Genomic DNA, 26,612 nt, shown 5'->3' with positions numbered 1-26,612 from the left:
GCGCAACGGTCATTGCAGTATCGGGGGGGCACGCCAGCGTGGCCGCGGCAGGGGCACGGCGGCGACAACGCTTCGCAGGGCAGTAGCGTCAGCCCAGAATGACGGTCGCCAGATAGGCCGCCTCGGCGTCCCAGTCGTGACGGCCCTTCGCCGGCGTCGGATTGGCAAAATAGTGCCGATTGGTGCCGTCGTTCTGATCGGTCAACTTGAAGCCATAGTAGGAGACCCCGCCGGCCGCGAGAGGTCCGCGTATCTTGCGCAGCCAGTGCAGGATCAGAAGTCCGGCACTCGGCATGCGGTCGAGAGCCTTGACGAGTTCGACGAAGACCCGGGTCGGAACGAAGGCGGCACGACCGCCCGCACGTTCCGTCTCAAGCACATCCCAGGCCTGTGCGCCGTGATAGCGCCGGTCGGCACCGGAGAAGAGGACGAAGTCGTAGGCGCCCGGCGGGCGCCGCCAGACATCGATATGGCCGCCGCTGCGCGCCCAGATGGTGGTCTTGCGGCCGTAATCGACCGTGAAGCGGTCGTCTTCGGAAAAATTGTTGAAGCGGATGACGATATCGTGCGCGTCGATCTCGGCACCGGCGCCGCGGCCGATCTGAACCGGCGAATTGCCGACCACCGCGATCGTCTTCGAACGGTCCGCGAGCAGCTGGTGCAATTCGAGCATGCGTCGTTCGCCGATCGGCATCAGCCTGGCGCATTCCTCGATCACCGGGACGGCGGCGTAACCGAGTTCGTGCAGGGCCGCGAGACACGCCGTCGAGCCGTACTGGACGACCATCGGCCATCCCTGCTTGCGGACCGAGCCGAGTGCCCGATAGGCGCCGATCCAATCGCCGCGCTCCGCATAGACATTGGCCAGGATGCAGCGGGTCCGGTCCCGGAGTTTCTCGCCGAACCAGCCGAAGCTACCGGCGATCTCGCGCACCCGATCCACGACGTCGTTGGTCGGCCCCTCCGTATCGAACAGCGTCTTGGCATGCGCGATCCGGTCCGCAGGACTGGACTGCTCGAGCTTGAACGTCTCGATCTGCGCCCGGACGCTCATCGGCGAGGAGGATAGGCTGTCCTTGAAGTGGGCGTTCATGTCGAACCCGGCACGGATCTGAGTGTATTGACTGATATTTCACGGTGTGATCCGGCTCCGGACCGGACGGCGCGACGGAACCCTTACGCCCCGACACCTGTCTGGGTCATGACGCCGTGGCTCCCGATCACGACACCGTGACGCCTCCGCTTCGAAACGTAAAGCTTCCTGAGCCGATCCCAGCTCGAATTTCAGTTGCCAGGCCAGGAGTGGAGGACCGGAGAGGTCTCCGGCCCGCCGAAATCGACATTGAACGACGCTCAGGCGCTCTCGGCGGGTGATACCGGAGCCGTGCCCTCCGGAGCCGCATCGCCGGTCGGCACTTGTGCGGCCGCCGCGCGATCCCTCTTCTCATGCTGGCGATACCAGTTCCAGCCGACCGGAATGAAGGCGAGATAGACGATCGCCAGCAGGGCCAGCACCGGGAACGGATAGGTCGCCAGCACCGCGACGAACAGGACGAACAGCACCGACAGCGGAATGATCCGCTCGCGCGGCACCCGGGTGCCCATCTTCTTGCCCGAGAAGGTCGGGATGGTCGACACCGCCATGAAGGCGATGAACAGGACATAGATCGACAGCACGACCGCGACGGCGCGATTGTGCGGGATCGTGATGAAGTCGTTGAGATAGAGCGGCAGCAGCACCGTGATGGCGCCGGCCGGGGCCGGCATGCCGGTGAAGAAATTGGCGTGCCAGTCGGGCTTCGGCTTGTCGACCATGACATTGAAGCGCGCGAGCCGCAGGGCCATCGCGATCGCGAAGGCGATCACGGCGAGCCAGCCGAGCGATCGGATCTCGCTCAGCATCCAAATGTAAAGAAGCAGGCCCGGCACCACGCCGAAATTGACGAAGTCGGCCAGGCTGTCGAGTTCGGCGCCGAACTTCGAGGTCCCCTTCACCCAGCGCGCGACGCGGCCGTCGACGGCATCCAGCAGGGCCGCGACGACGACCGCCCCGACGGCCCATTCCCACCGTGCCTCCAGCGCCATCCGGATTGCCGTCAGCCCGGAGACCAGCGCCAGGAGCGTCACCAGGTTGGGTAGAACGATGCGGAACGGGACCGCGCGCAGACGCGCGAAGCGGCGGCCGGTCTTGGTCGATTCGTGCACCACGGGCGGGAACAGGTCGTCCAAGGTCTCCTCCAGAAGCTCGGCAGTTGGGCGCGGCGGGATCAGCTGACCCGGACCACCTCATGGCCGCTGCCCGGCCGCGACAGATCGGCGATCACGGTCTCGCCGGCGATCGTGGTCTGCCCGACCGCCACCAGCGGCACCGTCCCGGCCGGCATGTAGACATCCAGCCGCGAGCCGAATCGGATCATGCCGAACCGGTCGCCGGGCGCGATGGTCTCGCCCTCCTTCGCCCAGGAGACGATCCGCCGCGCCACCAGGCCGGCGATCTGGACGACGCCGATGGTCACGCCGGCGCCGGGCCGGTCGTCGGTGGCGATGACCAGACCGTTGCGTTCGTTGTGCTCGCTCGCCTTGTCGAGCTCCGCATTGAGGAACTTGCCCGGCTTGTAGGCGATGCGCATGATCCGGCCGCCGACCGGGGCCCGGTTCACGTGGCAGTTGAACACGTTCATGAAGATCGAGACGCGGATCCAGCCCTCGTCGCCGAGATCGAGTTCGCGCGGCGGCACCGCGGGACCGATCTGCGACACCCGCCCGTCGGCCGGCGCGATCACCAGGCCCGGCGCCACGGGCGTCACGCGCGGCGGATCGCGGAAGAAGGCGACGACCCAGATCGTCAGGCCGAACAGGATCCAGGCGAGCGGCGACCAGATGAAACTGGCGACCAGGGTCAGCCCCGCCGCGATGGCGACGAAGGGATAGCCCTCCCGGTTGACCTTCGGAATGGCGGCGGCGATCGACTTGACGACGGAATTCATCGGGGACGGGTCCCTCCATGCCGGAGCGGGCAACGAATAGACGGCCGCGCGGAACGAGCCCACACGTCCCATCAGCGTCTGGCGCAGGAATGCGCCGACGGCGCGGCAGACTTGGCACGGATTGGCGGCGTTGGAAAGTCAGGTCACGCGCGGCCGGCCGACCGCTCGGGCCCCGGTCGGCATGGAACCGCGAGGCCGCCAACCGGAGGATGTCGTCCGGTCTGACGGCCCGCCTTCCTGCCTGAGATGGGATCAGGCCGGCAGGTCCATGGCAATCCCCTCCTGGGCGAGGGCGCGGCGGACGGCCGGGCGCTCCAGGACCTTGGCGGCATGCGCCGTCCAGGCCGGATAGGGCGAGCGGTCGAAGCCCTCGAAGCGGTAGAGGAAGACATAGAAGGTGAAGAGATAGGGATCGGCCAGCGTGTAGCCGCCCGGCACCGCCCAGTCGCGGCCGTCGGCCAGGATGCGGTCGATCAGGGCGCAATGCTCCTTGACGGTGCGCATGCCCTTCTCCTGCAGCTGCGGATGCAGGGCCGGATCGTCCAGGAAGCGCCCCGGCCGGCGGACCGAGGCATAGGCGGCGGCATGAAACGACGCGGCCAGCCAGTTCATCCATTCGATCATGCGCGCCTCGCGCGCCGGATCGGCCGGCACCAGCCCGACCTCCGGATTGGTGCGCGCCAGATAGATCATGATCGCGTTGCATTCGGTCAGAAGGTCCGGACCGCCGCCGATCGAGCCCGGAACGCCGGTCAGCGCCGGCACCCGCCCCTTCGGATTGCGGGCGAACCAATCCGGCTTGACCGTGTCGACGCCGGCCCGCACCAGTTCCAGGCCGAACGGCTTGCCGATCTCCTCGAGCACGATATGCGGCGCGAGCGAACAGGCGGCGGGTGAATAGAACAACGTGTGCATGGGGCGGAACCATCCAGAATCGGAACAGGGGCGGCGCGCCGAAGCCGGTCCGGCGCGAAGTCCGGCCGTGATCGGGACCAGCTCAAGGCGGGATCGGTCCAGGGTTCATAGGCCGTCGGGCCCGACGTCAGAGCCCGCGGCGGGCTCGGTCGAACCAGTCGAGACCCTGCTGCACGGCAGCGACCGAGGCAAGATAGAGGCTCGTGGCGAGCAGGCTCCACGCGACCACCGCCGGCGGCGCCAAGCTCTCGGCGAGCGTGATGCCGGCCAGAACGAACCACACGACCGTGACGGCAAGCGTCACCGGACGCCAGCGCTCGACGCGCACGGGATGCACGAAGGCGACCGGCAGGAAGGTCAGCACGGCGAGCAGCAGCGTCACGCCGACGATCACCTCGGTCGGCGGCCGGAACACGAAGAACAGAAACACGACGCCGTTCCACACGGCCGGAAAGCCGCGGAAGGCGTTGTTCTTCATCTTCATGCGGGTATCGGCGAAATAGAGCGCGCTGGTGAAGACGATCACGCCGGCGAGCGCGAGCGCGATCGGCGCCGACGTGAAGCCGCCGGTCGCCAATGCGAAGGCCGGAAGGAAAACATAGGTGACGTAGTCGACCACGAAATCGAGGGCCGCGCCCGAGATGGTCGGCAGGTTGCGCTCGACATGGAAACGCCGGGCGATCGGCCCGTCGACGCCGTCGACGAACAGGGCGATGCCGAGCCAGGCGAAGAAGGCCTGCCAGTCGAGCTTGTAGGCAGACACGGCGGCCAGCATCGCCAGCACGATGCCGGAGGCCGTAAAGGCGTGAATCGCGAGCGCGATGAGGACGTTCTGGCGCTTGGCCACGGCGGCAGCAATGTTCAAGAGGAGCCTCCCGCCACCGCAATCGACGTTGCGACCGGCGCCGGTGCCGCGAAATTCAAGGCTGCATCAGCCGCATTCGCCCGCCTGGTCACCAATCCGTCCTCGGCACGTTTTTCGTTACAGAACCGACATCATACCGGATCGCCCCCCGTACCGCCAGTGATCTCGCGGACGGCAAACCACCGATGCGCTACTCGGCCGCCGTCTCGGCCCGGCGCGTCTTGACCGCAAGGCCGAGCGTGTCCTGCTCTTCGGTGACGCGCAGGCGTTCGCGCGCTTCGTCGACGGCACGCTGGCGCTCCCACATCGAGGCGTAGAGCCCGCCATGATCGAGCAGGTCCTGATGCCGGCCGCGCTCGACGATCACGCCATGCTCCAGCACGATGATCTCGTCGGCATTGACCACGGTGGACAGGCGATGGGCGATCACCAGCGTGGTCCGGTTGAGCGAGACCTGGTCGAGCGCGGTCTGGATCTCGCGCTCGGTATGGGTGTCGAGCGCGCTGGTCGCCTCGTCGAGCATCAGGATCGGCGGTGCCTTGAGGATGGTCCGGGCGATGGCGACGCGCTGCTTCTCGCCGCCGGAAAGCTTCAGGCCGCGCTCGCCGACCTCGGTGTCGAACCCCTTCGGCAGACGCTCGATGAAGTCGGAGATCTGGGCCATGCGGGCCGCCTCGCGCACCTCCGCCTCGCTGGCGCTCGGCCGGCCGTAGCGGATGTTGTAGGCGATCGTGTCGTTGAACAGCACGGTATCCTGCGGAACCATGCCGATGCGCTGGCGCAGGCTCGCCTGGGTCACGTCGCGGATGTCCTGGCCGTCGATGGTGATCCGGCCGGCGCCGACGTCATAGAAGCGGAACAACAGCCGCGAGATGGTCGACTTGCCGGCCCCCGACGGACCGACGATGGCGATGGTCCGGCCGGCCGGCACCTCGAACGAGATGCCGCGCAGGATGGCCCGGTCCGGATCGTAGGAAAAATGCACGTCCTCGAAGCGGATCACGCCGGCCTTCACGTCGAGCGCCGGCGCGCCCGGCCTGTCGACGACTTCCGCCGGCACGTCGAGCACCTTGAACATCGCCTCCATGTCGGCGAGGCCCTGGCTGATCTCGCGGTAGAGCGTGCCGATGAAGTTGAGCGGCATGGAAAGCTGGGTCATCAGCGCGTTGATCATGACGAAATCGCCGATGGTCTGCGTGCCGGCGAGCACCGCCTGCGCCGACATGACCATCGTGATCACCATGCCGACCGTGAAGATCACCGCCTGCCCGAAATTCAGCCACGCCAGCGAGGTATAGGTGCGGGTCGCGGCATTCTCGTATTTGGCCGTGGCGCGGTCGTAGCGCTCCGCCTCCATCGGCTCGTTGTTGAAATACTTGACCGTCTCGAAGTTGAGCAGGCTGTCGACGGCTTTCGACATGGAATCGGTATCGGCGTCGTTCATGTCGCGCCGGATGCGGATGCGCCAGTCGGACGCCTTCACCGAGAACCAGACATAGAGCCAGACCGTCACGGCCATGACGGCCACATAGGTCCAGTCGAACTGCCAGGCGATCACGCCGGCCATCAGGGCGAATTCCAGGAGCGTCGGGATGCCGGCCAGGATCGTCATGCGGACGATTGTCTCGATGCCGTTGGCGCCGCGCTCGATGATCCGCGACAGGCCGCCGGTGCGCCGCTGCAGATGGAAGCGCAGCGACAGTTCGTGCAGGTGCCGGAAGGTGCGGTTGGCAAGCTGGCGCACCGCATGCTGGCCGACCGAGGCGAACAGGGCGTCGCGCAACTGGTTGAAGCCGTTGAAGATGATCCGGATCACCCCATAGGCGATGACCAGGAGCACCGGCGCGGCCAGGTACTGCACGGCGGTCGGTGCCGTTGCACCCGGCGCGAGCGCGTCGGTGGCCCATTTGTAGGCATAGGGCAGCAGGACGGTGAGCACCTTGCCGACGAGCAGGAAGACCATCGCGACGACGACGCGCAGTTTCAGGTCGCCCCGGTCATGGGGCCAGATATGCGGCCACAACGCCTTGAGCGACTGGAGAGTGCGGCCGCTGTCCGCCGAGATCTTCGGCGCGGACGCCGTTTGGTGCGGTGTCATCGTGGAGGTCCAAATCCTGGGGCAAGGGGCGCGGAACGCGCCGGGCCGTATATAGACGCTGCAAACCGCCGCCATAAGGGGCCGAAAGGGAAAACTGGACGCCGTGACCGGGATGGCTGCAAGCCGCCGCCAACATGATGCGGCATGGCCTCTGCATGGATCCGCCGCGACGTCGCGCCCGCAACCGCAGGCGACGGCAGAAACCGCGTGCCGCCACCCCGGTCGGCAGGCCGAGCCCTCGGCGGGACCGGCACGCTTGACGAGATCGTGGCAGGCCGCCAGAGAAACGATATGAGCGAGATTCGATCCATCTGCGTCTTCTGCGGTTCCGCGCTCGGCGCCGATCCGGCCTTCGAGGCGGCGGCCCGAACGCTCGGCGAAACCATGGCCCGGGAGCAGATCCGGCTCGTCTATGGCGGCGGCTCGATCGGCCTGATGGGAACCGTCGCGCGCGCGGTCCTCGACGGCGGCGGCACCGTGCTCGGCGTCATTCCCCAGTTCCTGGTCGACCGCGAGGTGATGCTGCCGGAGGTGAGCGAACTGGTCGTCACAAAGGACATGCACCAGCGCAAGCGCATCATGTTCGAGCAGTGCGACGCCTTCGTCACCCTGCCCGGCGGCATCGGCACGCTGGAGGAGGTCGTCGAGCAGATGACCTGGGTCCAGCTCGGCCAGCATGCCAAGCCGATCGTGCTCGCCGACATCGGCGGCTTCTGGCACCCGCTCGCCGAACTGCTCGAGCATATGCGCCGCTCCGGCTTCATCCGGCCCGGCCTCGAGGTCAGCTATTCGGTGGTCGGCCGGATCGAGGACGTGATCCCGACCGCGCGCGCCGTGCAGGCGCAGACCCGGGCCGCCGTCGGCGCCGGCCTGCCGCTCGACCGGCTCTGAGGCCGGCCATGGCCGTCGCGGCGGCGCGCACCGGCCGATCGCGCGACGGGGGGCGGCCGTGAAGGTCGATTGCCTGGTGGTCGGTGCCGGCTTTGCCGGAGCGGTCTCGGCGGAGCGCCTCGCCGCATCCGGCCGGACCGTGCTGGTGATCGACCGGCGCGACCATATCGGCGGCAACGCCTACGACCGTCCCGATCCCCACGGCATTCTCGTCCATCCCTACGGTCCGCACATCTTCCATACCAATGCCGAGCGCATCTTCGCCTATCTGAGCCGCTTCACCGACTGGCGCTTCTACGAGCATCGCGTGCTGGCGGCGGTCGACGGCAAGCTGCTGCCGATGCCGATCAACCGGACGACGATCAACGGGCTCTACGGCTGGAGCCTGGACGAGGCCGGCATCCGCGCCCATCTCGACGCCGTGCGGGTGCCGATCGACACCGTCCGGACCAGCGAGGACGCGGTGCTGGCGAGCATCGGCACCGATCTCTGCGACCGCTTCTTCCGCGGCTATACGCGCAAGCAATGGGGTCTCGACCTCGCCGAGCTCTCGGCCAGCGTCGCCGCCCGCATCCCGACGCGCACCGGCGACGACGACCGCTATTTCACCGACCGGTTCCAGTTCATGCCGGCGGCCGGCTACACGCGCCTGTTCGAGGCCATGCTGTCGAGCCCGCGGATCACGGTCCGGCTGTCGACGGACTTCTCCCAGGTCCGCGACGAGATCGCGTGGGATCACCTGATCTTCACCGGTCCGATCGACAGCTTCTACGGCCACCGCTTCGGCCGCCTGCCCTATCGCTCGCTGCGCTTCGAGCACCAGCATCTCGCCGACAGGGCGACCTTCCAGCCGGTCGGCCAGGTCAACTATCCCAACGACCACGCCTTCACGCGCATCACCGAATTCAAGCATCTGACCGGCCAGCAGGCCGCCGGCACCTCGATCATGCGCGAATACCCTTGCGCCGACGGCGAGCCCTTCTATCCCGTCCCGCGACCGGAAAACGAGGCGCTCTATCAGCGCTACAAGGCGCTCGCGGCCGAAGAAGCGCGCGTCTCCTTCGTCGGCCGCCTCGCCGAATATCGCTACTACAACATGGATCAGGTCGTCGGCGCGGCCCTCAAGACCGCCGCGGATCTCGGCGCCTGATGCCGGCGCGGCGGGCACCGCTCAAGGGTCGATCCGCACCGACAGCGCCGCGAGCCTCGGCACCGCCTCGACGGCGAGGCGGAAATAGTCCGGATCGCGCTCGATGCCGATGCTGTCGTAGCCGACGGCCTCGCAGGCGGCGAGCGTCGAGCCCGCCCCCATGAAGGGATCGAGCACCGTGCCGCGCCCGAGCGGCAGGACGGCCCGGGCGATCTGGCGCATGAAGGCCTGCGGCTTCAGCGACGGATGCGGCGCGATCCGCTTTTCCGCCGCCGGCGTCGGATGCGAACGGATCAGGTCGCCGAAGGGCCGGTCGGGCGACGGACGCCGGAAGCCGCCGGTGCCCCAGCGGCGCAGCGTATCCTGCACCCGGCCGTCGAGCGGCGCCCGCAGCACCACCCAGGGCTCCCATTGCGAACGCGGCATCACCGAGACGCCATCGAATTCCTCATGGGCATTCTTCGGCCGGTCGCCGCCGCGCATGGTCATGACGTGGCGGGCGATATAGCCGCGCAGTTCGAGCCCCGCACCGGTCATCGCCGTGGCGACGATATGGGCGAGCAGCGGATTGGCGGCGACGACCACATGGGCGCCGGGCACGCAGACCCGCGCGACCTGCCGGCCGAACGCCCGGAAGAAGGCCTCCAGCGCCGCCCGATCTTGATCCGTCAGCACCGTGAAGCGCGGCAGCGGCGCCCGGCGATGGCCGTCGAAGCTCGGCGGAATGCGCCAGACCCCGCCCCGGCCGGTCCGAAGCTTCGCGGTCTCCTTGGCGGTATATTCGACCAGCCCATAGGGCGGATCGGTCACCACCGCCTCGATCGAACGGTCCGGCCGCGCGGCCAGCCAGTCGAAGCAATCCGCCCGGATCAGGTCGGCGCGACCGAGGCGAACCGAATCGACAGCCCCCTCCGAGGTCTCGGCGTCCGGTCCGTCTTTCGCGCTTTCGATCGCCAAGTCACCTGACCTCGATGGGAACTGCGGCGGTCATCGGATTTGCCGCCCTTGGGGCCGTCCGGAGCCGGACTGCAGTCATGAACGAACAAGACCATGCGGCGGCTGCGCATCGTCCGCCCATGGCGCGTCCGACCGACAGCGGGACCCCGACGTCATCGAAGAGCCACAACCTCGCCTGCGAAAGCAAGCGAGACCGACCCCGGCGTGCCGACGGAGCCGCGGTCCGCCGGGTCCCGCGGGACCGCAACGGCCGCCTTTCCACCAAGGACACAAGCACCGACAACCAACCTTTGAACGCGACTGGAATTGACCGGATACTGACCCCGCGCCGATTTCCGATGCCGGACGAAGCACGGCCGGCGAAAGGCTCGTGCGCCGCGTCGACGCCATCGGACTGCCGCGGCGCGTTGTCGTTCGCCCCCGAGGGATGGGACCTGGGCCGATGTCGGATCGCTGGAATTTCTACCCGCTCATGATCGAGGACAAGCCGGCCTCCATCTTCGTTGACCTCGGGATCAACGAATTGGTCCCGGCCGCCGGCTTCCCCACCATGGCCTTTCTCAGCGTGCGGATGCGAGAGCCTCGCGACGACGGCCTTTCCAGTCAGGCGGAATACGAAACGCTGATGGCTCTTGAGGATACTATCTTCAAGTTCGCCGCCGGTGACGATCGAACGCTCTACGTCGGCCGCAGCACATCGGACGGCTGTCGCGATTTCTATTTCTACACACGCGACGCCGCGATCGAGAACAATCTCCGTCTTCTCATGCAGAACTGGCCGCAATACGCATTCGAGACAGGCACGCGTCTGGACACGGAGTGGACGACCTACTCCCAGTTCCTCTACCCCTCGGCCGAGGATCTTCAGCTTATCGGCAACCGCGATGTGGTTTATCAGCTCCAGCAGAACGGCGACCATTCCGATTGTCCGCGCCCGATCGATCATTTCGCCGTTTTTCGGACCGTTCACGACCGGGACGCATATGCCCGCTTCCTCGTCACGGACGGATTCTCGATTTCTGACAAGCCGGCGTCTCAAGACGGCAGGTTTGGAATTTCCTTCTCGAGAAGCGACCGGCCGGATCAAATCGATCCCGTGACGATCGGCCTGTATCGAGCCGCCCTGGAACACAACGGTGACTATGACGGCTGGGGCTGCGCGGCCGTCATCAGACGGCCGACGCCATAGTCCAAAGGCCGGATCCAAAGGCCTCCATTCGCCCGAGGCGTCCTGGGGCGATCTGGATCGAGGCGATGGCGGCGTCGACGTGAGGCGGCGCATTCTGGCCGACCTGCGCCCGGCGCCGCGGCATGAGCCGCGCGTGCCTCCGGCCTGGAGGGCACAGCCACTCGGAGGCCGGAGGCCGCAACCGCCTCCCGTCGCGCGTCACGCGCGCCGGTCCGGCAGAATCCATTCCGTCATACCGCGGTTCCCCACGATACGTTAATATTTCACGGCGCGGTGGCCGCCGCATAGCGTCGGGGGCCTGATCCGCGAGGCTCCGGGGGGCTGTGGCCATGCTCGAATTCCTGAATGCCGCCATCCATTCGACCGACAGGGACGGCCTGTTTCCGCTCGCCACGCTGGCCGGGATCGTGGCCCTGTTCGCCGCCGTCGTGCTGACCGGCTTCGTCGCCCGCGAAAAGGGGTTCGGGGCGATCCGGCTGTTCTTTCTGTTCGTGTTCGGGACCGTCTCGATCGGGGCGCTGCTTCTGATGTTTTGGCTGAACGCGCAGGAGGCCTATGGCTGGGTCAATACCCGCTATGTCGCCGACTGGGCCGGCGAGGACGAGGGCTGGACCGGCGGCAAGGCGCCGACGGCCAAATGCGACGCCGGCAATGTCGGCCAGATCGCGGTCTGCTGGTCGAACCGCCGGGGCGGCTACCCGGCCGACGCGCAGTTCCAGGGCACCGGGACGCCGGGCGCCTGGTGCACCTACAAGAAGGTCGAAGCCAGGCTCGGCGCGGCCTCCGCAGCGAGCCCGGGCGTCGTCCATGTCTGCGCGCGCCTGACCCGCGTGGCGAAATAGCGCCGGTCGTCTTCGGTCCTCGACGCACGCGAAGATCGCGCGAGATCTTGCCCGGAGGCGATGAGCCGACGCGGCAGCGACCTGGGATCGTCGCCGGGAACACCGGCCGGACCTGCCGACGCCCCGCCGCCCCCGCCCCGCACATGCGGGCTATGCGGCCGGGACTGGTTGACCCGACCGCTGCGGCGCCACAGCTAATCGCCTCATCCTCGTGGGCGGCGCCGATCCCGACGATCGGCGCCGTGCGCGTCTTCCTGCCGTTCGAATGTCCCGGCCCGTCCGGCTCCGCGCGCCTGCCCGACCAGGGCGGCGCTGCGGTGCCGGCCCGCAGGGGCGGTCATCCCCGGGACCCGTTCCATGCCGTTTTTTCTGGCGCTCGGCGCTGCCGCCTTCATGTCGACCGTGGTCATGCGCATGACCGATCCCGTGGTCGGGCCGCTCTCCCATGATTTCGCCGTGGAGCCGACGCGCATCGCCCTGTTCGCGACCGCCTTCGCCCTGCCCTATGCGCTGTTCCAACTGGTCTTCGGCCCGCTCGGCGACCGTTTCGGCAAGACGCGAGTGATCCGGCTCGCCGTGCTGGCGCTGGCCGCCATGATCGCGGCTTCGGCACTCGCCCCCGACTATCCGACCATGCTGACGCTGCGCTTCCTGTCCGGCATGTTCGGCGGCGCGGTCATCCCGCTCGGCCTCGCCACGATCGGCGACCGCTTCGCCCTGCCCGACCGCCAGGTCATGCTGTCGCGTTTCATGGTGGCGACCTTCTCGGGTCAGATCGCCGGTTCCTTCGTCACCGGCATCCTGGCCGAGGTGATGCCGTGGCGGCTGATCTATGCCGGCTACGCGCTCTTGGCCCTCGGCATCGGGCTCGGCCTTTTCACGATCCGCGCCGGCGGCGACGCCTCGTCCGAACCGCTGACGCTCGGCGGCACGCTTCGCCGCTATGCCGGGATTCTCACCGGCGACAAGGCCCGCGCGCTCTTGCCGATCGTCTTCGTCGAGGGCGGATTGTTCTTCGGCTTCCTGGCCTTCGCGCCGGCCTACCTGTCGGAGATGCGCCATCTGTCGCCGGGCGATATCGGCTTCGTGATCGCCTCCTATGCGGTCGGCGGCATGGCGCTGACGCTGGTCGTCAAGCCGATCCTCCGGCTCTTCGGCAGCTACGGCATGATCGCTGCCGGCGGCCTGATCGGCGGCCTTGCCGTCGAGGCGATGGCCCTGCCGCTACCCGTCGCCGGCCACATGGCCGCCTCGGCCGGCGTCGGCTTCGCCTTCACGCTGATCCACAACAACCTGCAGACCCGCGCCACCGAGATGGCACCGGAGGCGCGCGGCTCGTCGGTCGCGGTCTTCGCCTGCTGCCTGTTCTTCGGCAACGGCACCGGTCCGATCCTGATGAAGAGCGCCGTCGACCTCGGCGGTTACGTCGCCGCCTTCCGCGGTCTCGGGCTGATCATGGTCCTATTCGGCATCGTCGCGGCGCTCTCTCTACGTCATCGCGAACGGCGCCTGCCGCAATATTGATCAATTCGGATCCGACCGGGACATGACTTCCGGGTAAAATCCGCCGGACGACTGGCGATTTGTTTGCCGACATCGCGGCCATGGGCCTGCATACATGACTTTCGAACATTTCCAATCGTTCGAAGGATTGATCTTCATCAACGACCGCCGACGACGCGAGTGATGATCTCGCCACCCAACGGACCACCCCGGGTTGCCGCGCCGAAGCCGGCTGGCGCCTGGGTGGTCCGAACCGGTTCATTCGGTCGATGAGGACATCATGGCTCAGACGATGCGTGCCGCCGTGGTCGAGGCTTTCCGCAAGCCCCTGGTCATTCGCGAGGTTCCCGTTCCCACGCCGGGGCCGGGTCAGATCCTGGTCAAGATGGCGGCCTCGGGCGTCTGCCATACCGACCTTCACGCCGCCGACGGCGACTGGCCGGTGAAGCCCAATCCGCCCTTCATTCCGGGACACGAAGGCGTCGGCGTGGTCGCCGCACTCGGCGCCGGCGTCAGCGCGGTCCGGGAGGGTGATCGGGTCGGCGTGCCGTGGCTGCACACCGCCTGCGGCGCCTGCCCCTATTGCTTCACCGGCTGGGAGACGCTGTGCGGGCAGCAGCAGAATACCGGCTACTCGGTCAACGGCGGCTTCGCCGAATATGTGCTCGCCGATCCGAAATATGTCGGCCATCTGCCCGACGGGCTGGAATTCGGCGCAGCCGCTCCGGTGCTTTGCGCCGGCGTGACCGTCTACAAGGGCCTCAAGGAGACCGAAGTGCGGCCCGGCGAATGGGTTGCGATCTCCGGCATCGGCGGGCTCGGCCACATGGCCGTGCAATATGCCAAGGCGATGGGCTTCCATTGCGTGGCGGTCGATGTCGCGGACGACAAGCTGGACCTCGCGCGGGCGGTCGGCGCCGATCTGGCCGTCAACGCCCGGACCGAGGACGCGGCCGCCGTGGTGCAGAAGGCGGTCGGCGGCGTTCACGGCGTGCTGGTCACGGCCGTCTCGCCCACGGCCATCGATCAGGCCTTTCACATGCTGCGGTCGAAGGGCACCATGGCGCTGGTCGGCCTGCCGCCGGGTCCCTTCGCGCTGCCGATCTTCGACACCGTGCTGAAGCGCATCACGGTGCGCGGTTCGATCGTCGGCACCCGCGCCGACCTCGCCGAGGCGCTCGCCTTCGCCGGCGAGGGCAAGGTCAAGAGCCACTATTCCTGGGGCCGGCTGGACGACATCAACGGCATCTTCGACCGCATGCGCCAGGGCACGATCGAAGGCCGTGTCGTGCTCGACTTCCGCGATTGACGGCCGCGCGCCGGCGGGCTCCGGCCCGCCGGCGGCGCCTCAGGCCACCAGGGACGCGCCGCTCTTGACCAGCTTGTAGACGATCGAATCCATCAGGGCCTGGAACGAGGCGTCGATGATGTTTTCCGAGACCCCGATGGTGAACCAGCGGTTCTCGTCGCCATCCTTGGATTCGATCAGCACGCGGGTAGTCGCCCCGGTGCCGCCGTTGAGGATGCGCACCTTGAAGTCGACCAGCTCGAGATCGGCGATGAAGGGCTGGTAGCCGCCGAGATCCTTGCGCAGGGCGCCGTCGAGCGCGTTGACCGGGCCGTTGCCCTCCGCGGCCGAGAAGACGACATGGTCGCCGACCTGGACCTTGACGGTCGCCTCCGACACCGTGACCAATTCGCCGATCGCGTTGTAACGGCGCTCGACCATGACGCGGAAGCTCTGCACATCGAAATAGTTCGGCACGCCGCCCAGGATGCGCCGGGCGAGCAGTTCCAGCGAGGCGTCGGCGGCCTCGTAGGCGAAGCCGCGCGACTCGCGCTCCTTGACCTCGGCGAGCAGCCGGTCGACGCGCGGATCGTCGCGATCGGCGGCGATACCGAAGCGGGCCAGTTCCGCCATCAGATTGGACTTGCCGGCCTGATCGGAGACCAGCACCCGGCGGCGGTTGCCGACCGCTTCCGGTTCGACATGCTCGTAGGTGCGCGGGTCCTTCATCAGGGCCGAGGCATGGATGCCGGCCTTGGTGGCGAAGGCCGAGACGCCGACATAGGGCGCGTGGCGGTTCGGCGAGCGGTTGAGCACCTCGTCGAAGGCCCGCGACAGCGTGGTCAGTTCGCGCAGCTTGGCGTCCGGGACGCCGATCTCGAAATGGTCGGCATAGTCGGGTTTCAGCTTCAGCGTGCCGATCAGCGTGATCAGATTGGCGTTGCCGCAGCGCTCGCCGATGCCGTTGAGCGTGCCCTGGATCTGGCGCACGCCGGCGCGCACGGCGGCGAGCGAGTTGGCGACCGCCTGGCCGGTATCGTCATGGGCGTGGATGCCGAGCCGGTCGCCCGGCACATGGGCGGTCAGTTCGCCGACGATCCGCTCGACCTCGTGCGGAAGGGTGCCGCCATTGGTGTCGCACAGCACGACCCAGCGGGCGCCGGCCTCCGAGGCCGCCAGGGCGCAGGCGCGCGCATAGTCCGGATTGGCCTTGTAGCCGTCGAAGAAATGCTCGCAATCGACCAGCACCTCGCGGCCGCGCGCGACGGCCGCCTCGACCGAGCGGCGGATGCCGTCGAGATTCTCCTCGAGCGTGGTGCCGAGCGCCACATGCACATGATAGTCCCAGGACTTGGCGACGAAGCAGATGGCGTCGGCGGGGACCGCCAGCAGGGCCGCGATGCCGGGATCGTTGGAGACCGAGACGCCCGGCCGCTTGGTCATGCCGAAGGCCGTGAAGGCGGCCCGGCGGGTGCGCTTCTGCGCGAAGAAGGCGTCGTCGAGCGGATTGGCGCCCGGATAGCCGCCCTCGACATAGTCGATGCCGAACTCGTCCAGCATGCGCGCGACGAGGCACTTGTCCTCGAGCGAGAAGTCGATGCCGCTGGTCTGCGCGCCATCGCGCAGCGTCGTATCAAAGAGATGGACGCGGGACTTCATGTCGGATCTCAGATCTCGTCGGCCGGGGACCGGGGTTCGGGCCAGGTGGCGGTGTCGTGGTCGGGATGCTGGTAGGAGACGAGCCCGTCCTGGAACGGGGCATCGCGCGGGTCGGCGCCGGTGCGCTCCTCCGGCAGGCCGGCCAGGGCGGCGAAGAAGGATAGCCGGCTCTCGACGGCCAGCTGCACGGTCGGCGGCACGTCCTCGGGACGATCGAGCGCGCCGAGCGCCACGTCGACCACCGTTGCGTCGTCGGCCTGGTAGGTCAGCGGCGTGCCGCAGGCGGCGCAGAAGCCGCGCCGGACCTTGTTGGAGGAGCGGAATTCGGCCGGAGCGCCGCGCGTCCAGACCAGCCCAGGCGCGGCGACCAGCGGCCCGAAATAACCGCCGAAGGCCTTCTGGCACATCCGGCAATGGCAGATCGACGCCCGCCCGAGCGCCGGCGCGGCAAAGCGGACGGCACCGCACTGGCAACCGCCGGTCATGGGCGACGGTGGGGTCATGGGGCGGCTCCGGGCTGGGGGTCGGGACCGATCACCGGACCGATCTCGGACAGGACGGTGGCCGAGCGTGCGACGACCGTGCGAACCCATTCCGCACGGCAACGGCCTCCGGCGACGGTGCGGCAGGGTCACCCCGCCGCAACGCCCCTTCGCGTTCCGTTGCCGGTTCGAGACGCTCCGCCTCGCTCATCGCCGGACTTCCCATTCGGTGCGGAACGCGCCGGTCTTCGGGTCCTTGGAGTCCTTCAGGATGACGCCGAGCGCGGCGAGTTCGTCGCGCAGGCGGTCGGATTCGGCGAAGTTCTTGGCGTTGCGCGCGGCCAGACGCGCGGCGACCAGAGCCTCGACCGCCGCCTGATCGACGCCGGCGGCCTCCTTCTTGCGCGCCGCCCAGGCTTCCGCGCTTTCGCCCAGGAAGCCGAGGAAGCGCAGCGAGCCGACGAAGCGGGCGAGATCGGCCTCGGCGCCCGAGCGCTGCGCGGCATTGCGCAGGCCGTGCAGTTCGGCGATCGCCTTCGGCGTGTTGAGATCGTCGGCCAGCGCTTCGAGCACGGCGTGGTCGGGGGACGAAGCGGTCAGATCGCGCGCGAACCAATACCAGTCGTCGAGCGTGCGCGCGCTCTCCTCCAGGCTCTTCAAGGTCCAGTCGATCGGCTGGCGATAGTGCGTCTTGAGCATGGTCAGGCGCAGAACCTCGCCCGGCCAGTCGGCCAACAATTCCCGGATGGTGACGAAGTTGCCGAGCGATTTCGACATCTTCTCGCCTTCGGCCTGCAGGAAGCCGTTATGCATCCAGACACTGGCCATGACCGGCTGATGGAAGGCGCAGCGCGACTGGGCGATCTCGTTCTCGTGGTGCGGGAAGACCAGGTCGATGCCGCCGCCATGGATGTCGAAAGTCTCGCCGAGATGCTTCCAGGCCATGGCCGAGCATTCGATGTGCCAGCCCGGACGGCCGTAGCCCCAAGGCGAATTCCAGCCCGGCTCGCTCGGGTTGGACGGCTTCCAGAGCACGAAATCCATCGGATCGCGCTTGTAGCTCTCCACCTCGACGCGGGCGCCGGCCTGCATCTCGTCGAGCGGGCGCTGCGACAGACGGCCGTAGTCGGCCATCGACGGCACGCTGAAGAGCACATGCCCTTCGGACAGATAGGCGTTGCCGGACGCGAGCAGCCGCTCGTTGATGGCGATCATCTCGGCGATATGCTCGGTGGCGCGCGGCTCGACGGTCGGCGGCAGGCAGCCGAGCGCGCCGACATCCTCGCGGAAGCCCTGGTAGGTCTCCTCGGTCAGACGGCGGATGCCGGCGACCGGCTCCATCTCGGGAAAACGCTCGGCGGCGCGCGCGTTGATCTTGTCTTCCACGTCCGTGATGTTGCGGACATACGTGACGCGCGCCGAGGTCCGGTAGAGTTCCTGCAGCAGCCGGAACAGCACGTCGAACACGATCAGCGGGCGCGCATTGCCGATATGGGCGCGGTCGTAGACGGTCGGACCGCAGACATACATGCGCACGTGCGAGGGATCGAGCGGGCGGAAATCCGCCTTGTCGCGCGTCAGCGTGTTGTAGAACCGCGGAACCATACAGAAACCTCCCATGCCGGCTGGCCGGGGTTTCATCTGGTCTTCAGGGCGAGCAGACGGAACCGGGCCAGCGCGAGCGCTAGCCGCAAATGATGATGGCGATCTTGCTGATCGCGTCGATGCCGTGACCGGTCGTCATGATGCTGGTGTGATGGATTTGTCCGGTGCCGTCAAGGGCCGCTCACGGCCCGCGCGGCAGCAGGACCGCGCGTCACTTGATCCATTCGCCGCAGCGCGGCGGCGCGTCGCTGCCCCAGGGCATGATCGGCACCGAACTGGTCGAGTTCTTCGGGCTGCCCTCGACGATCTTGTCCGTATAGACCATGTAGACCAGTACGTTGCGCTTGGCGTCGCAGCCGCGAACGATCTGCATCTTCTTGAAGATGAGCGAGCGGCGGGCCCGGAAAACCTCGGCGCCCTGCTCGGTCTTGGCCTTGAACCGGATCGGGCCGATCTGCCGGCAGGCGAGCGAAATGTCGGAGACCTCCTCGGCGACGCCGAACATGCCTTCCAGACCGCCCTTCTCGGGGACCGTATAGTGGCAGGCGACGCCCTCCACATCGGGATCGTCGATGCCGTAGACGGCCAGCTTGTGGTCCGGGGTGAGCAGTTTCCAGACCGTCGACTTCTTGAAGATCAGGTCCGGCTCCTCGGCCCGTGCGGCGCCGACGGACGCCAGGGCCAGCAGGGTTGCGACGAGGACGGCAGGACGAAAGGTCATGATCGAGCTCCGCGGCCGGGGGCCTCGCCGCGCCGACACCGGCCCTGTGGCCCGGTGAAGACGGGTTGCCGCCGGCTCCATGGGCTCGATATGGGGTATCGGGGACGCCAAATCGAGAGGCCGCGGGTCAGGCCGCGCGGCTTTGCGATGCAGCCGGAGGCAACGCCGCCATCTCGATCCGGTCGCGCCCGCCCTGCTTGGCCCGGTAGAGCGCGGCATCGGCGCCCGCCAGCCAGGTCTCGATGGTCTCGAAGCGATTGTCCCAGGTGGCGATGCCGAAACTTGCCGTGATGAGGGACGGGTCGCTGGCGTCGATCTCGATCTCGGCCAGAAGGCCGCGCAGGCGATCGGCCAGGATGCAGGCGCCCTCCATGTGGGTCTCCGGCAGGATGACGGCGAATTCCTCGCCGCCGACCCGGGCGACCTCGTCGACCCCGGTGCGCACTGCCGCGACCAGCGCGCCTGCCACCTGACGCAGGACATCGTCGCCGACGGCATGGCCATAGGCGTCGTTGATCCTCTTGAAGTGATCGACATCGAGCGTGATCACCGACAGCGGGTGACCGTAGCGGACGCTGCGCGCCACCTCGCGCTGCAGGATCTCCATGAAGGCGCGCCGGTTGATCGCTCCGGTCAGGTCGTCGACGCTCGCGAGACGGCGCAACTCGCCTTCGAGGGCGACGCGCTGCGCCATCTCCTCGTCGAGCGCGCGGCGTGCGGCGCGCATCTCCTCGGCCAGTGCGGCCAGTTCGGCCTTCTGCGCCTCGAGCGCGCGATTGGCGATGACGAGTTCGGTCTTCTGCTGTTCGAGCGCATTGTAGGCGCTGCGCAGTTCGCCGAGGTCGGAGAATGTCAGCGTGACCCCGCCCTCGAAGCGCGAGATCGCGATCTCGTAGGTGCCGCGCCGCCCGCCGACGATGCAATCCGCCTCCAGGCGGGAGGCCGCACCGGTCGACAGGACCAGATTGCAGAAGTCCATCAGTTCCAACTCGTCGAGATTGACGAGAATGCTGCTCAACTTGATCCCGTAAGGCCGGTCGTCATCCCAGCCGAACAGATGGACCGCCGCCCGATTGCCGAGGATCAGCGACAGATCGACCATGGCACCGTCCGGCGACCGCACCGGCGTCCCGGCGACCATGGCGGAGGGTCCCGAATGCAGGATCGCCTCCAGGAGGTCGAGGCGCATCACGAGCGGCATCGATTGCGCGAGGAGAACCGGGCCGCGGTCGTCATGCACCGGGAGGATCAGCCGCTCCCAGGAATAGACCGAGTGGCTGCGGACGGCGGTGCAGACCGCCAGGGCCGGCGCCATCCGCTCGGCCACCATTCTGTAGGCGCTCGGAACGCTGTCGGGAACATCGCGGCCGAGGTTGTCGAGGCGCCGGCCGGTGAGATCGGTCCGGATCGCGCGGACAAGGTCGCGGCCAAAATAGACGTAGCGGAACTCTCCGTCCGCCAGCCGCTCCAGGACGGCGGCCATGTCGGGGACCGTGAAGTGGTTCTGGTTGAAATGCGACAGGGTCGGGACCGCGCCGCACCGATGCCAGGCCGCGCGCCATCGCTCGAGGAGCTGCCTGTTCTCCGGCGTCCTGAGATGCCGTTCCAGGTCATCGCTGTGAATTTCGTCGTGCATAGGACCACCTTGTCCACTGCGGTAGCATGCTGCGGAAAACCCCCGTAAGGATCGTTAACGGGACCGGCAGACCGGCCTTCCCATTGCCCGATTGGTTAAGCAGGGGTGTTGCGATGCCAGGAGCGCAAGAACCGGCGACGCGGACGGCCGAGCCGGGCGCCGCCCGCGGGCTGGCAATGGCGTTGATCGATGCCGGCGAAGCGATCGCCGGCATCCTGGCCCGCATCGCCGACGAGCGCGGCGGGATCGGCTTTGCCGAGCGCCGGGTGCTGGCGGTCCTTGTCGGGCGCGGTGAGGCCACCGCCCGCACGGTGGCCGCGGACGAAGGGCTGCACAAGACGATGGTGTCCCGCGCCGTTGCGGCCTTGATCGGAAAGGGGCTTGTCGAGCGGCGCCCCAACCGGGCCGACCTGCGCGAGGCCTTCCTCACGGCGACCGAGAAGGGCCGGCAGGCGGATCGCCTGATCGGCGAGGCCGAAAGCCGCCTGGAAGCCCTGCTGACCGCCGGGCTCGATCCGGCCGAGCGGATCGGATTCGAGCGGGCTCTCGTGCGGATCGCCACGGCGGCGGCCCCGGTCGCCGGCGCCGGTCCGGGCGGCGCCGCTCCGGTCCGCAGCGAGGTTCGGCGCCGTTGACCGCCGGGGGTGCTGCTGAGGCGACGGCCGTCGCGACGGCGGCTTTCGGGCGCGATGGCATTGCCGCGCGCGAAGCGGTAGAATACGGGGTCGTCGGCGGCCGGACAGCAAGGCCGATCCCGTCGACAGGCGACTTTCGGGCGGGGGCGTTCAAAGGGTCGTGCGGAGACGATCGTCGATGAGGTCACCTTTCGTATCGGCCCTGTTCGCCGGATTTCTTTTTGCGCTCGGCGCCGTGGCGCAGGCGCAGGGGGACGTCTGTGCGGGGCTTTCCGCACAGCTCGCCAGGCTCGACAAGTCCGGGGCGGCCGTCGATCCGCTGTCGGACGCGATCATGCGCCAGCGCGATTCGCTCCAGCGCGGCGTCGCCGACTATCAGCGTCGCTGTCAGGGCGGCTTCTTCACGCCGGCCGCGCCGCAATGTCCCGCGATCCAGGCCAAGCTTGCCGAAATGCAGCGCAACCTCGAACAGCTCGAGGCCCGCGCGCGCGGCGCCCGCACCACCAGCGCCGGTGCGCCGCCGTCCGGCGAGGACCGTGCCCGCATCCTGACCGCCATGCGCCAGGCCGGCTGCGGCGCCGGCGGCTCCGTGACGGCGGGCGGCCCGATTCCGCCCGGCACCATCGCGGCCGGCCCCGGTCGCGCGACCCAGAACGGACCGGCCCCGATCGTCGCCGGTCCCGGCGAGCGCTATTTCACGCTGAATGGGCCCGGCGGCCCGCAAACCTATCGCGAGGATGCCAGCGGCCGGGTCACGCGCGTCGACAGCGTGCCGCGGGCGCGGGTTGCCGCGGTGCCACCGTCGCGCCCGGGCGGCGGCTTCTTCAGTTCGATCTTCGGCGAGCGCCCGCCGGGCGTGGCCGATCCGGACGATCCCTATGCGCGCGGACCGGAGCCGATCGACGGCGAAGGCCTGCCGCTCGACGACGGCGGCGCCTACCGCACCCTCTGCGTCCGCATGTGCGACGGCTACTACTTCCCGATCTCCTACTCGACCAGCCGCTCGCGTTTCAGCCTCGACGGCGACATCTGCCGGGCGCGCTGCCCGGGTGCGGAGACGCGCCTCTTCGTCCACAAGACCGGCCTGGACAGCGAGGCGGCGGTCTCCGCCGACGATGGCGAGACGCCCTATACGCGCATCCCCAATGCGCTGCGCTACCGCTCCGAAGTCGTCTCCGGCTGCGGCTGCGGCCGGCCGGATCCGGCGATGCTGCCGGTCAATGCCAGTTCGGACGAAGGCGCCAATTCCGGCTCCAACACCGTCCGGGTCGGCGACGTGCGCGACGACCTGCCAATCCCGCGCGCCAAGCCACGCTATGACGAGGATCCCGATACCCGCCTGAACGCGATCGCCAGCTTCATCCCGGCGCCGATCGCGACGATCCGGCCGCCGGCCTCGGCCGGCCTCGGCGGCGAGGGCAATGCGCCGCGCAGCGTCAGGGTAGTCGGGCCGAAGTTCTTCGCCAACCGATAAGCGGCAGGAGCTTCTTGAGCTCCGGTCCGTGGTCGACCCCGGTCAGGGCCCGGCGCAGCGGCAGGAACAGGTCGCGGCCCTTGCGCCCGGTCGCGGCCTGCAGCGCCTTGGTCCAGGTGCCCCAGGTGGTCTCGTCCCAAGGCTCCGGCGGCAGCATCGCCCGTGCCTGGGCGAGAAATGCGGTGTCGGCCGGCGTCGGCGCGGCCCCGGCCTCGCCTTCCGACGGGGGGACCATCTGCGGCCCTTCCACGACGATCCGCCACCACTGCGCCGCTTCCGGCACGGTGACGAGGTTCGGCCGGACCGCGTCCCAGAAGGCCCCCGGATCGATCCCGCTGGCGCCCGGAATGCCGAGGTCCGCCAGCCGCTCCGCAACCGCCTCGAAAGCGAGGCCGTGAACAAGGCGGGCATTCAGCGTGTCGAGTTCGTGCGGGTCGAATTTCGCGGTCGACATCGAGACCCGCGCCAGATCGACATGGCCGGCCAGTTCGGCGAGCGACCGGTAGGCGTGGATCTCCTCCGCCGAACCGATCAGTACGGAGAGCGAGGCGACGGCCATCGGCTCGTAGCCGGCCGCGCGCAGCGAGCCGATCGAGAGCGAGCCGAGGCGCTTCGACAAGGCCTCGCCAGACACGGTCGAGATCAGATTGTAATGCCCGAAGGCCGGGACCGGGCCGCCGAGCGCCTCGAAGATCTCGATCTGCACGCCGGTATTGGTGACGTGATCCTCGCCCCGGATGACATGGCTGATGCCCAGCGCGATGTCGTCGACGACCGAAGGCAGCGTGTAGAGATAGGTGCCGTCCTCGCGGATCAGCACCGGATCGGACAATGAGGCCGTATCGACGATCTGCTCGCCGCGAACCAGATCGGTCCAGGCGACCGACCGGCCGTCGAGCCGGAAGCGCCAATGTGGGCGGCGGCCCTCGGCGGCGAGCGCGGCATGCTCGGCCTCGGTCAGCTTGAGCGCGGCTCGGTCGTAGATCGGCGGCAGGCCGCGCGCCAGCTGGCGGCGGCGGCGGCGTTCCAGTTCGTCCGGCGTCTCGTAGCAGGCATAGAGCCGGCCCGCCGCCTTCAGGCGTTCGGCCGCCTGATCGTAGAGGTCGGTGCGGTCCGACTGGCTGAGCATCAGGTCGGGCCGGATGCCGAGCCAGGCGAGATCGTCGGCGATCGCGAGCTTCAGATCCTCGCGCGAGCGCTCGCGGTCGGTATCGTCGAAGCGCAGCACGAAGCGGCCGCCCAGGCGCAGCGCGAACAGGGCATTGAACAGGGCCGCGCGGGCATTGCCGATATGGATGCGGCCGGTCGGGGACGGCGCGAAACGAACGGTGACGGTCACGGATGGGATGCCTTGGAGGAGTTTCGCCGCCGGCGATCCTGCGCGATCAGCAGGCCGGCGAACGGGCGAACAGACAGAGGATGGCGACGATCAGGATCACCAGCGCGACATTGTTGAGGCCGGCGAGCCGACTGCGCGGCACCTCGTGCTTGGCGCCGTAGTGGCCGGTTCGGTAGAGGTTCAGCGGGACCAGCATCACGGAATGGCCGGAACCGGCCTCGCGGACGAGTCGGTGGCCGCCCAGGCCGACGATCACGAACAGGAAGCCAGCGAGCAGGAACAGGGCGGCGATCAGCAGGATCGAGGTGGTGCAGGACGAAAGGCCGAACATGGGACTCTCCGGGCGCGGCGCTGCGAGTGCCCGGACGTTAGCACCCTTGCTGCCGAAGAACGACGGCACAGGCAGAATTCGCGCCTGCGCGAAAACGCCTGGGCGAGCGGAAATGCGCGGGCCTCAAAGGCTTCAGGCGATCCTCGCATCGCGGATCTCAGGTCGGGTCGGCCCGATCCTAACCGGACTGGCCGAAGTCCTCAGAAATCGCCGGCATCGCCGCGCGGCAGCCGGGCCTTGACGCTGCGGCCGAAGGCGACCGGCAGGCCGGGATCGCGGAAGCCGTTGGTGATCGGATAGCGCCGGTCGCGGCCGAAATTCTTGCGCGTGATCTTCACGCCCGGCGCCGCCTGCCGGCGCTTGTACTCCGCCACCCGCAACAGGCTCTCGACCCGGCGCACCGTGTCGAGATCGTAGCCGGCGGCGGCGATCTCGGCGATCGGCGTCTCGTTCTCGACCAGGGCTTCCAGGATCGCGTCGAGCACCGGATAGGGCGGCAGCGAATCCTCGTCCTTCTGGTTCTCGCGCAGTTCCGCCGAAGGCGCCTTGTCGATGATGTTGACCGGGATCACCGTGCCGCCCGGGCCGCGCGCCCCCGTCGGCACCTGCGCGTTGCGCCAGCGGGCGAGCGCGAAGACCTGCATCTTGTACAGGTCCTTGATCGGATTGAAGCCCCCGTTCATGTCGCCGTAGAGGGTGGCGTAGCCGACCGACATCTCCGACTTGTTGCCGGTGGTCAGCACCATGGCGCCGAACTTGTTGGAGACCGCCATCAGGATCGTGCCGCGGGTGCGCGACTGCAGGTTCTCTTCCGTGATGCCGCTGGTGGTGCCGGCGAAGAGCGGCGACAGCAACTCCAGGAACCCTTCCACCGCCGGGGCGATCGGCACCGTGTCGTAGCGCACGCCGAGCGCCTCGGCGCAGGCCGCCGCGTCGGTCAGGCTTTCGCCGGAGGTGTAGCGGTAGGGCATCATGATGCAGTGGACGCGCTCAGGCCCGAGCGCATCGACCGCAAGCGCGGCGACGACCGCGGAATCGATACCGCCCGAGAGGCCGAGCACGACGCCCGGAAAGCGGTTCTTGTCGACATAGTCGCGCAGGCCCAGCATGCAGGCCGCCCAGTCGGCCTCCGCCCCCTCGGCGAGGCTCGCCATCGGGCCCTCGGTGCAGCGCCAGCCGTCCCCGTCCCGCTCGTAGACGACCAGCGCCACGGCCTCCTCGAAGGCCGGCATCTGGAAGGCCAGGCTGCGATCGGCATTGAGCGCGAAGGAGGCGCCGTCGAAGACCAGTTCGTCCTGGCCGCCGAGCTGGTTGGCGTAGATCAGCGGCAACCCGGTCTCGACCACGCGCGCGACGGCCACCTGCAGGCGCTCGTCCGTCTTGTCGCGCCAGTAGGGCGAGCCGTTCGGCACGATCAGGATTTCGGCACCGGTCTCGGCCAGGCACTCGGTGACCTCGTCGGTCCAGATGTCCTCGCAGATCGGCACGCCGATGCGCACGCCCTTGACCGTCACCGGCCCCGGCAGCGGCCCGGCGGCGAAGACCCGCTTCTCGTCGAAGGGACCGTAATTGGGCAGGTCGACCTTGTAGCGCACCGCTTCGATGCGCCCGCCCGCCAGCAGCGCCACCGCATTGTGCAGCCGTTCGCCGTCGCGCCAGGGCGAACCGATCAGGACCGCCGGCCCGCCGTCCGCGGTCTCGCCGGCCAGGTCCTCGACCGCGCGCATGCAGGCGGCCTGGAAGGCCGGCTTCAGCACCAGATCCTCCGGCGGATAGCCCGCAATGAAGAGTTCGGTGAAGACGACCAGATCGGCCCCGAGCGCGGCCGCCTTGGCACGGCCCCGGCGCGCCTTGACGAGGTTGCCGGCGATGTCGCCGACGGTCGGATTGAGCTGCGCGATGGCGATCTTCAGGCGGTCGGTCATGGTTCCGGATTTATCGCGCCGGCGCGGGAGCGGCAAGAGCGCGTCGGGGCGATCCGTTAAGGCAAAAACGCGGATCTTCACACGGCGCCGGACGGTTGCGCTATCGGTTGGTGCCGCCGA

Annotated in this window: 23 protein-coding genes; 8 read left to right on the top strand and 15 right to left on the bottom strand. The window is 68.4% G+C overall.

The annotated features are described in order from the left end of the window. Positions 1–88: 88 nt before the first annotated feature. The 6 genes from ABB55_RS24960 to ABB55_RS24935 form a co-directional block, all read right to left on the bottom strand. Complete coding sequence (locus ABB55_RS24960; protein WP_083463928.1) at positions 89–1,093, bottom strand: glycosyltransferase family 29 protein; 1,005 nt, start codon at positions 1,091–1,093, stop codon at positions 89–91. A gap of 260 nt (positions 1,094–1,353) precedes the next feature. Then, the gene (locus ABB55_RS24955; protein ID WP_054361239.1) at positions 1,354–2,229 is read right to left on the bottom strand and encodes a CDP-alcohol phosphatidyltransferase family protein; all 876 of its coding nucleotides are present in this window, start codon (positions 2,227–2,229) and stop codon (positions 1,354–1,356) included. A gap of 38 nt (positions 2,230–2,267) precedes the next feature. Further along, positions 2,268–2,987, bottom strand: coding sequence for a phosphatidylserine decarboxylase (locus ABB55_RS24950; RefSeq protein ID WP_054361238.1), 720 nt, complete (start codon positions 2,985–2,987; stop codon positions 2,268–2,270). A 252-nt stretch (positions 2,988–3,239) separates the two neighbouring features. Then, positions 3,240–3,902 carry a glutathione S-transferase family protein gene (locus ABB55_RS24945; RefSeq protein WP_054361237.1) on the bottom strand — a complete coding sequence of 221 codons (663 nt, stop codon included), beginning with the start codon at positions 3,900–3,902 and terminating at the stop codon, positions 3,240–3,242. Between the two features lie 127 nt (positions 3,903–4,029). After that, positions 4,030–4,767 (bottom strand): CDP-alcohol phosphatidyltransferase family protein, encoded by a 738-nt coding sequence (locus ABB55_RS24940; protein ID WP_200912070.1) that lies wholly within the window; start codon positions 4,765–4,767, stop codon positions 4,030–4,032. A 190-nt stretch (positions 4,768–4,957) separates the two neighbouring features. After that, a complete protein-coding gene (locus ABB55_RS24935; RefSeq protein ID WP_054361236.1) occupies positions 4,958–6,865 on the bottom strand; it encodes an ABCB family ABC transporter ATP-binding protein/permease in 1,908 nt (635 codons plus the stop codon). 291 nt (positions 6,866–7,156) lie between these two features. On the opposite strand from ABB55_RS24935, the gene ABB55_RS24930 reads away from it, so the two are divergent. Together ABB55_RS24930 and glf are read left to right on the top strand one after the other, a co-directional pair. Beyond that, a complete protein-coding gene (locus ABB55_RS24930; RefSeq protein WP_054361235.1) occupies positions 7,157–7,756 on the top strand; it encodes an LOG family protein in 600 nt (199 codons plus the stop codon). Between the two features lie 58 nt (positions 7,757–7,814). Then, positions 7,815–8,906 (top strand): UDP-galactopyranose mutase, encoded by a 1,092-nt coding sequence (gene glf / locus ABB55_RS24925; RefSeq protein ID WP_054361234.1) that lies wholly within the window; start codon positions 7,815–7,817, stop codon positions 8,904–8,906. A gap of 21 nt (positions 8,907–8,927) precedes the next feature. Here the strand turns inward: glf and ABB55_RS24920 are convergent, their stop codons facing one another. Continuing rightward, positions 8,928–9,863 (bottom strand): DNA-methyltransferase, encoded by a 936-nt coding sequence (locus ABB55_RS24920; RefSeq protein WP_200912069.1) that lies wholly within the window; start codon positions 9,861–9,863, stop codon positions 8,928–8,930. Positions 9,864–10,305: 442 nt separating this feature from the next. Between ABB55_RS24920 and ABB55_RS24915 the strand changes: the two genes are divergently transcribed. From ABB55_RS24915 to adhP, 4 genes are all read left to right on the top strand, one after another. Beyond that, positions 10,306–11,052, top strand: coding sequence for a DUF695 domain-containing protein (locus ABB55_RS24915; RefSeq protein WP_054361233.1), 747 nt, complete (start codon positions 10,306–10,308; stop codon positions 11,050–11,052). A 329-nt stretch (positions 11,053–11,381) separates the two neighbouring features. Next, on the top strand, positions 11,382–11,894 hold the full coding sequence (locus ABB55_RS24910; protein WP_054361232.1) for a hypothetical protein: 513 nt from the start codon (positions 11,382–11,384) through the stop codon (positions 11,892–11,894). A gap of 357 nt (positions 11,895–12,251) precedes the next feature. Further along, a complete protein-coding gene (locus ABB55_RS24905; RefSeq protein WP_054361231.1) occupies positions 12,252–13,418 on the top strand; it encodes an MFS transporter in 1,167 nt (388 codons plus the stop codon). A 259-nt stretch (positions 13,419–13,677) separates the two neighbouring features. Beyond that, the gene (adhP, locus tag ABB55_RS24900) at positions 13,678–14,706 is read left to right on the top strand and encodes an alcohol dehydrogenase AdhP (RefSeq protein WP_054361230.1); all 1,029 of its coding nucleotides are present in this window, start codon (positions 13,678–13,680) and stop codon (positions 14,704–14,706) included. A 39-nt stretch (positions 14,707–14,745) separates the two neighbouring features. On the opposite strand, the gene cimA is transcribed toward adhP, so the two are convergent. The 5 genes from cimA to ABB55_RS24875 all read right to left on the bottom strand — a co-directional run bounded on the left by cimA (position 14,746) and on the right by ABB55_RS24875 (position 20,788). Then, the gene (cimA, locus tag ABB55_RS24895; protein WP_054361229.1) at positions 14,746–16,344 is read right to left on the bottom strand and encodes a citramalate synthase; all 1,599 of its coding nucleotides are present in this window, start codon (positions 16,342–16,344) and stop codon (positions 14,746–14,748) included. Between the two features lie 8 nt (positions 16,345–16,352). Beyond that, complete coding sequence (locus ABB55_RS24890) at positions 16,353–16,847, bottom strand: GFA family protein (RefSeq protein WP_054361228.1); 495 nt, start codon at positions 16,845–16,847, stop codon at positions 16,353–16,355. 186 nt (positions 16,848–17,033) lie between these two features. Further along, positions 17,034–18,431, bottom strand: coding sequence for a cysteine--tRNA ligase (gene cysS / locus ABB55_RS24885; RefSeq protein WP_054361227.1), 1,398 nt, complete (start codon positions 18,429–18,431; stop codon positions 17,034–17,036). Between the two features lie 211 nt (positions 18,432–18,642). Further along, positions 18,643–19,152 (bottom strand): CreA family protein, encoded by a 510-nt coding sequence (locus ABB55_RS24880; RefSeq protein ID WP_054361226.1) that lies wholly within the window; start codon positions 19,150–19,152, stop codon positions 18,643–18,645. 127 nt (positions 19,153–19,279) lie between these two features. Next, positions 19,280–20,788, bottom strand: a complete 1,509-nt coding sequence (locus ABB55_RS24875) for a diguanylate cyclase (protein ID WP_054361225.1) — start codon at positions 20,786–20,788, stop codon at positions 19,280–19,282. 26 nt (positions 20,789–20,814) lie between these two features. On the opposite strand from ABB55_RS24875, the gene ABB55_RS24870 reads away from it, so the two are divergent. Together ABB55_RS24870 and ABB55_RS24865 are read left to right on the top strand one after the other, a co-directional pair. Further along, positions 20,815–21,423, top strand: a complete 609-nt coding sequence (locus ABB55_RS24870; RefSeq protein ID WP_083463926.1) for a MarR family winged helix-turn-helix transcriptional regulator — start codon at positions 20,815–20,817, stop codon at positions 21,421–21,423. 178 nt (positions 21,424–21,601) lie between these two features. Then, entirely contained in the window at positions 21,602–22,897 is a 1,296-nt protein-coding gene (locus tag ABB55_RS24865; RefSeq protein ID WP_054361223.1) for a DUF2865 domain-containing protein, read from the top strand. Here the strand turns inward: ABB55_RS24865 and gltX are convergent. The 3 genes from gltX to ABB55_RS24850 all read right to left on the bottom strand — a co-directional run bounded on the left by gltX (position 22,860) and on the right by ABB55_RS24850 (position 26,492). Beyond that, a complete protein-coding gene (gene gltX / locus ABB55_RS24860; protein WP_152982179.1) occupies positions 22,860–24,236 on the bottom strand; it encodes a glutamate--tRNA ligase in 1,377 nt (458 codons plus the stop codon). The two genes, ABB55_RS24865 and gltX, sit on opposite strands and share 38 nt — an antisense overlap. Before the next feature lie 46 nt (positions 24,237–24,282). Next, entirely contained in the window at positions 24,283–24,567 is a 285-nt protein-coding gene (locus ABB55_RS24855; protein WP_054361221.1) for a hypothetical protein, read from the bottom strand. 200 nt (positions 24,568–24,767) lie between these two features. After that, positions 24,768–26,492, bottom strand: coding sequence for an NAD+ synthase (locus ABB55_RS24850; RefSeq protein ID WP_083463925.1), 1,725 nt, complete (start codon positions 26,490–26,492; stop codon positions 24,768–24,770). Between the last annotated feature and the right edge of the window lie 120 nt (positions 26,493–26,612).

It is taken from the genome of Prosthecodimorpha hirschii (assembly GCF_001305515.1).
GTDB classification, from domain to species: Bacteria; Pseudomonadota; Alphaproteobacteria; order Rhizobiales; family Ancalomicrobiaceae; genus Prosthecodimorpha; species Prosthecodimorpha hirschii.
Note: the sequence above shows the minus strand (reverse complement) of the source record. Positions and strands in the feature narration are given on the sequence as shown.

Bases quoted from the DNA above. Each gene is read 5' to 3' on its own strand.
- ABB55_RS24960 (WP_083463928.1), bottom strand. From the start codon at position 1,093: ATGAACGCCCACTTCAAGGACAGCCTATCCTCCTCGCCGATGAGCGTC.
- ABB55_RS24950 (WP_054361238.1), bottom strand. From the start codon at position 2,987: ATGAATTCCGTCGTCAAGTCGATCGCCGCCGCCATTCCGAAGGTCAAC.
- ABB55_RS24945 (WP_054361237.1), bottom strand. From the start codon at position 3,902: ATGCACACGTTGTTCTATTCACCCGCCGCCTGTTCGCTCGCGCCGCAT.
- ABB55_RS24935 (WP_054361236.1), bottom strand. From the start codon at position 6,865: ATGACACCGCACCAAACGGCGTCCGCGCCGAAGATCTCGGCGGACAGC.
- ABB55_RS24930 (WP_054361235.1), top strand. From the start codon at position 7,157: ATGAGCGAGATTCGATCCATCTGCGTCTTCTGCGGTTCCGCGCTCGGC.
- ABB55_RS24915 (WP_054361233.1), top strand. From the start codon at position 10,306: ATGTCGGATCGCTGGAATTTCTACCCGCTCATGATCGAGGACAAGCCG.
- ABB55_RS24910 (WP_054361232.1), top strand. From the start codon at position 11,382: ATGCTCGAATTCCTGAATGCCGCCATCCATTCGACCGACAGGGACGGC.
- ABB55_RS24905 (WP_054361231.1), top strand. From the start codon at position 12,252: ATGCCGTTTTTTCTGGCGCTCGGCGCTGCCGCCTTCATGTCGACCGTG.
- adhP (WP_054361230.1), top strand. From the start codon at position 13,678: ATGGCTCAGACGATGCGTGCCGCCGTGGTCGAGGCTTTCCGCAAGCCC.
- cimA (WP_054361229.1), bottom strand. From the start codon at position 16,344: ATGAAGTCCCGCGTCCATCTCTTTGATACGACGCTGCGCGATGGCGCG.
- ABB55_RS24890 (WP_054361228.1), bottom strand. From the start codon at position 16,847: ATGACCCCACCGTCGCCCATGACCGGCGGTTGCCAGTGCGGTGCCGTC.
- cysS (WP_054361227.1), bottom strand. From the start codon at position 18,431: ATGGTTCCGCGGTTCTACAACACGCTGACGCGCGACAAGGCGGATTTC.
- ABB55_RS24880 (WP_054361226.1), bottom strand. From the start codon at position 19,152: ATGACCTTTCGTCCTGCCGTCCTCGTCGCAACCCTGCTGGCCCTGGCG.
- ABB55_RS24875 (WP_054361225.1), bottom strand. From the start codon at position 20,788: ATGCACGACGAAATTCACAGCGATGACCTGGAACGGCATCTCAGGACG.
- ABB55_RS24870 (WP_083463926.1), top strand. From the start codon at position 20,815: ATGCTGCGGAAAACCCCCGTAAGGATCGTTAACGGGACCGGCAGACCG.
- ABB55_RS24865 (WP_054361223.1), top strand. From the start codon at position 21,602: ATGAGGTCACCTTTCGTATCGGCCCTGTTCGCCGGATTTCTTTTTGCG.
- ABB55_RS24855 (WP_054361221.1), bottom strand. From the start codon at position 24,567: ATGTTCGGCCTTTCGTCCTGCACCACCTCGATCCTGCTGATCGCCGCC.
- ABB55_RS24850 (WP_083463925.1), bottom strand. From the start codon at position 26,492: ATGACCGACCGCCTGAAGATCGCCATCGCGCAGCTCAATCCGACCGTC.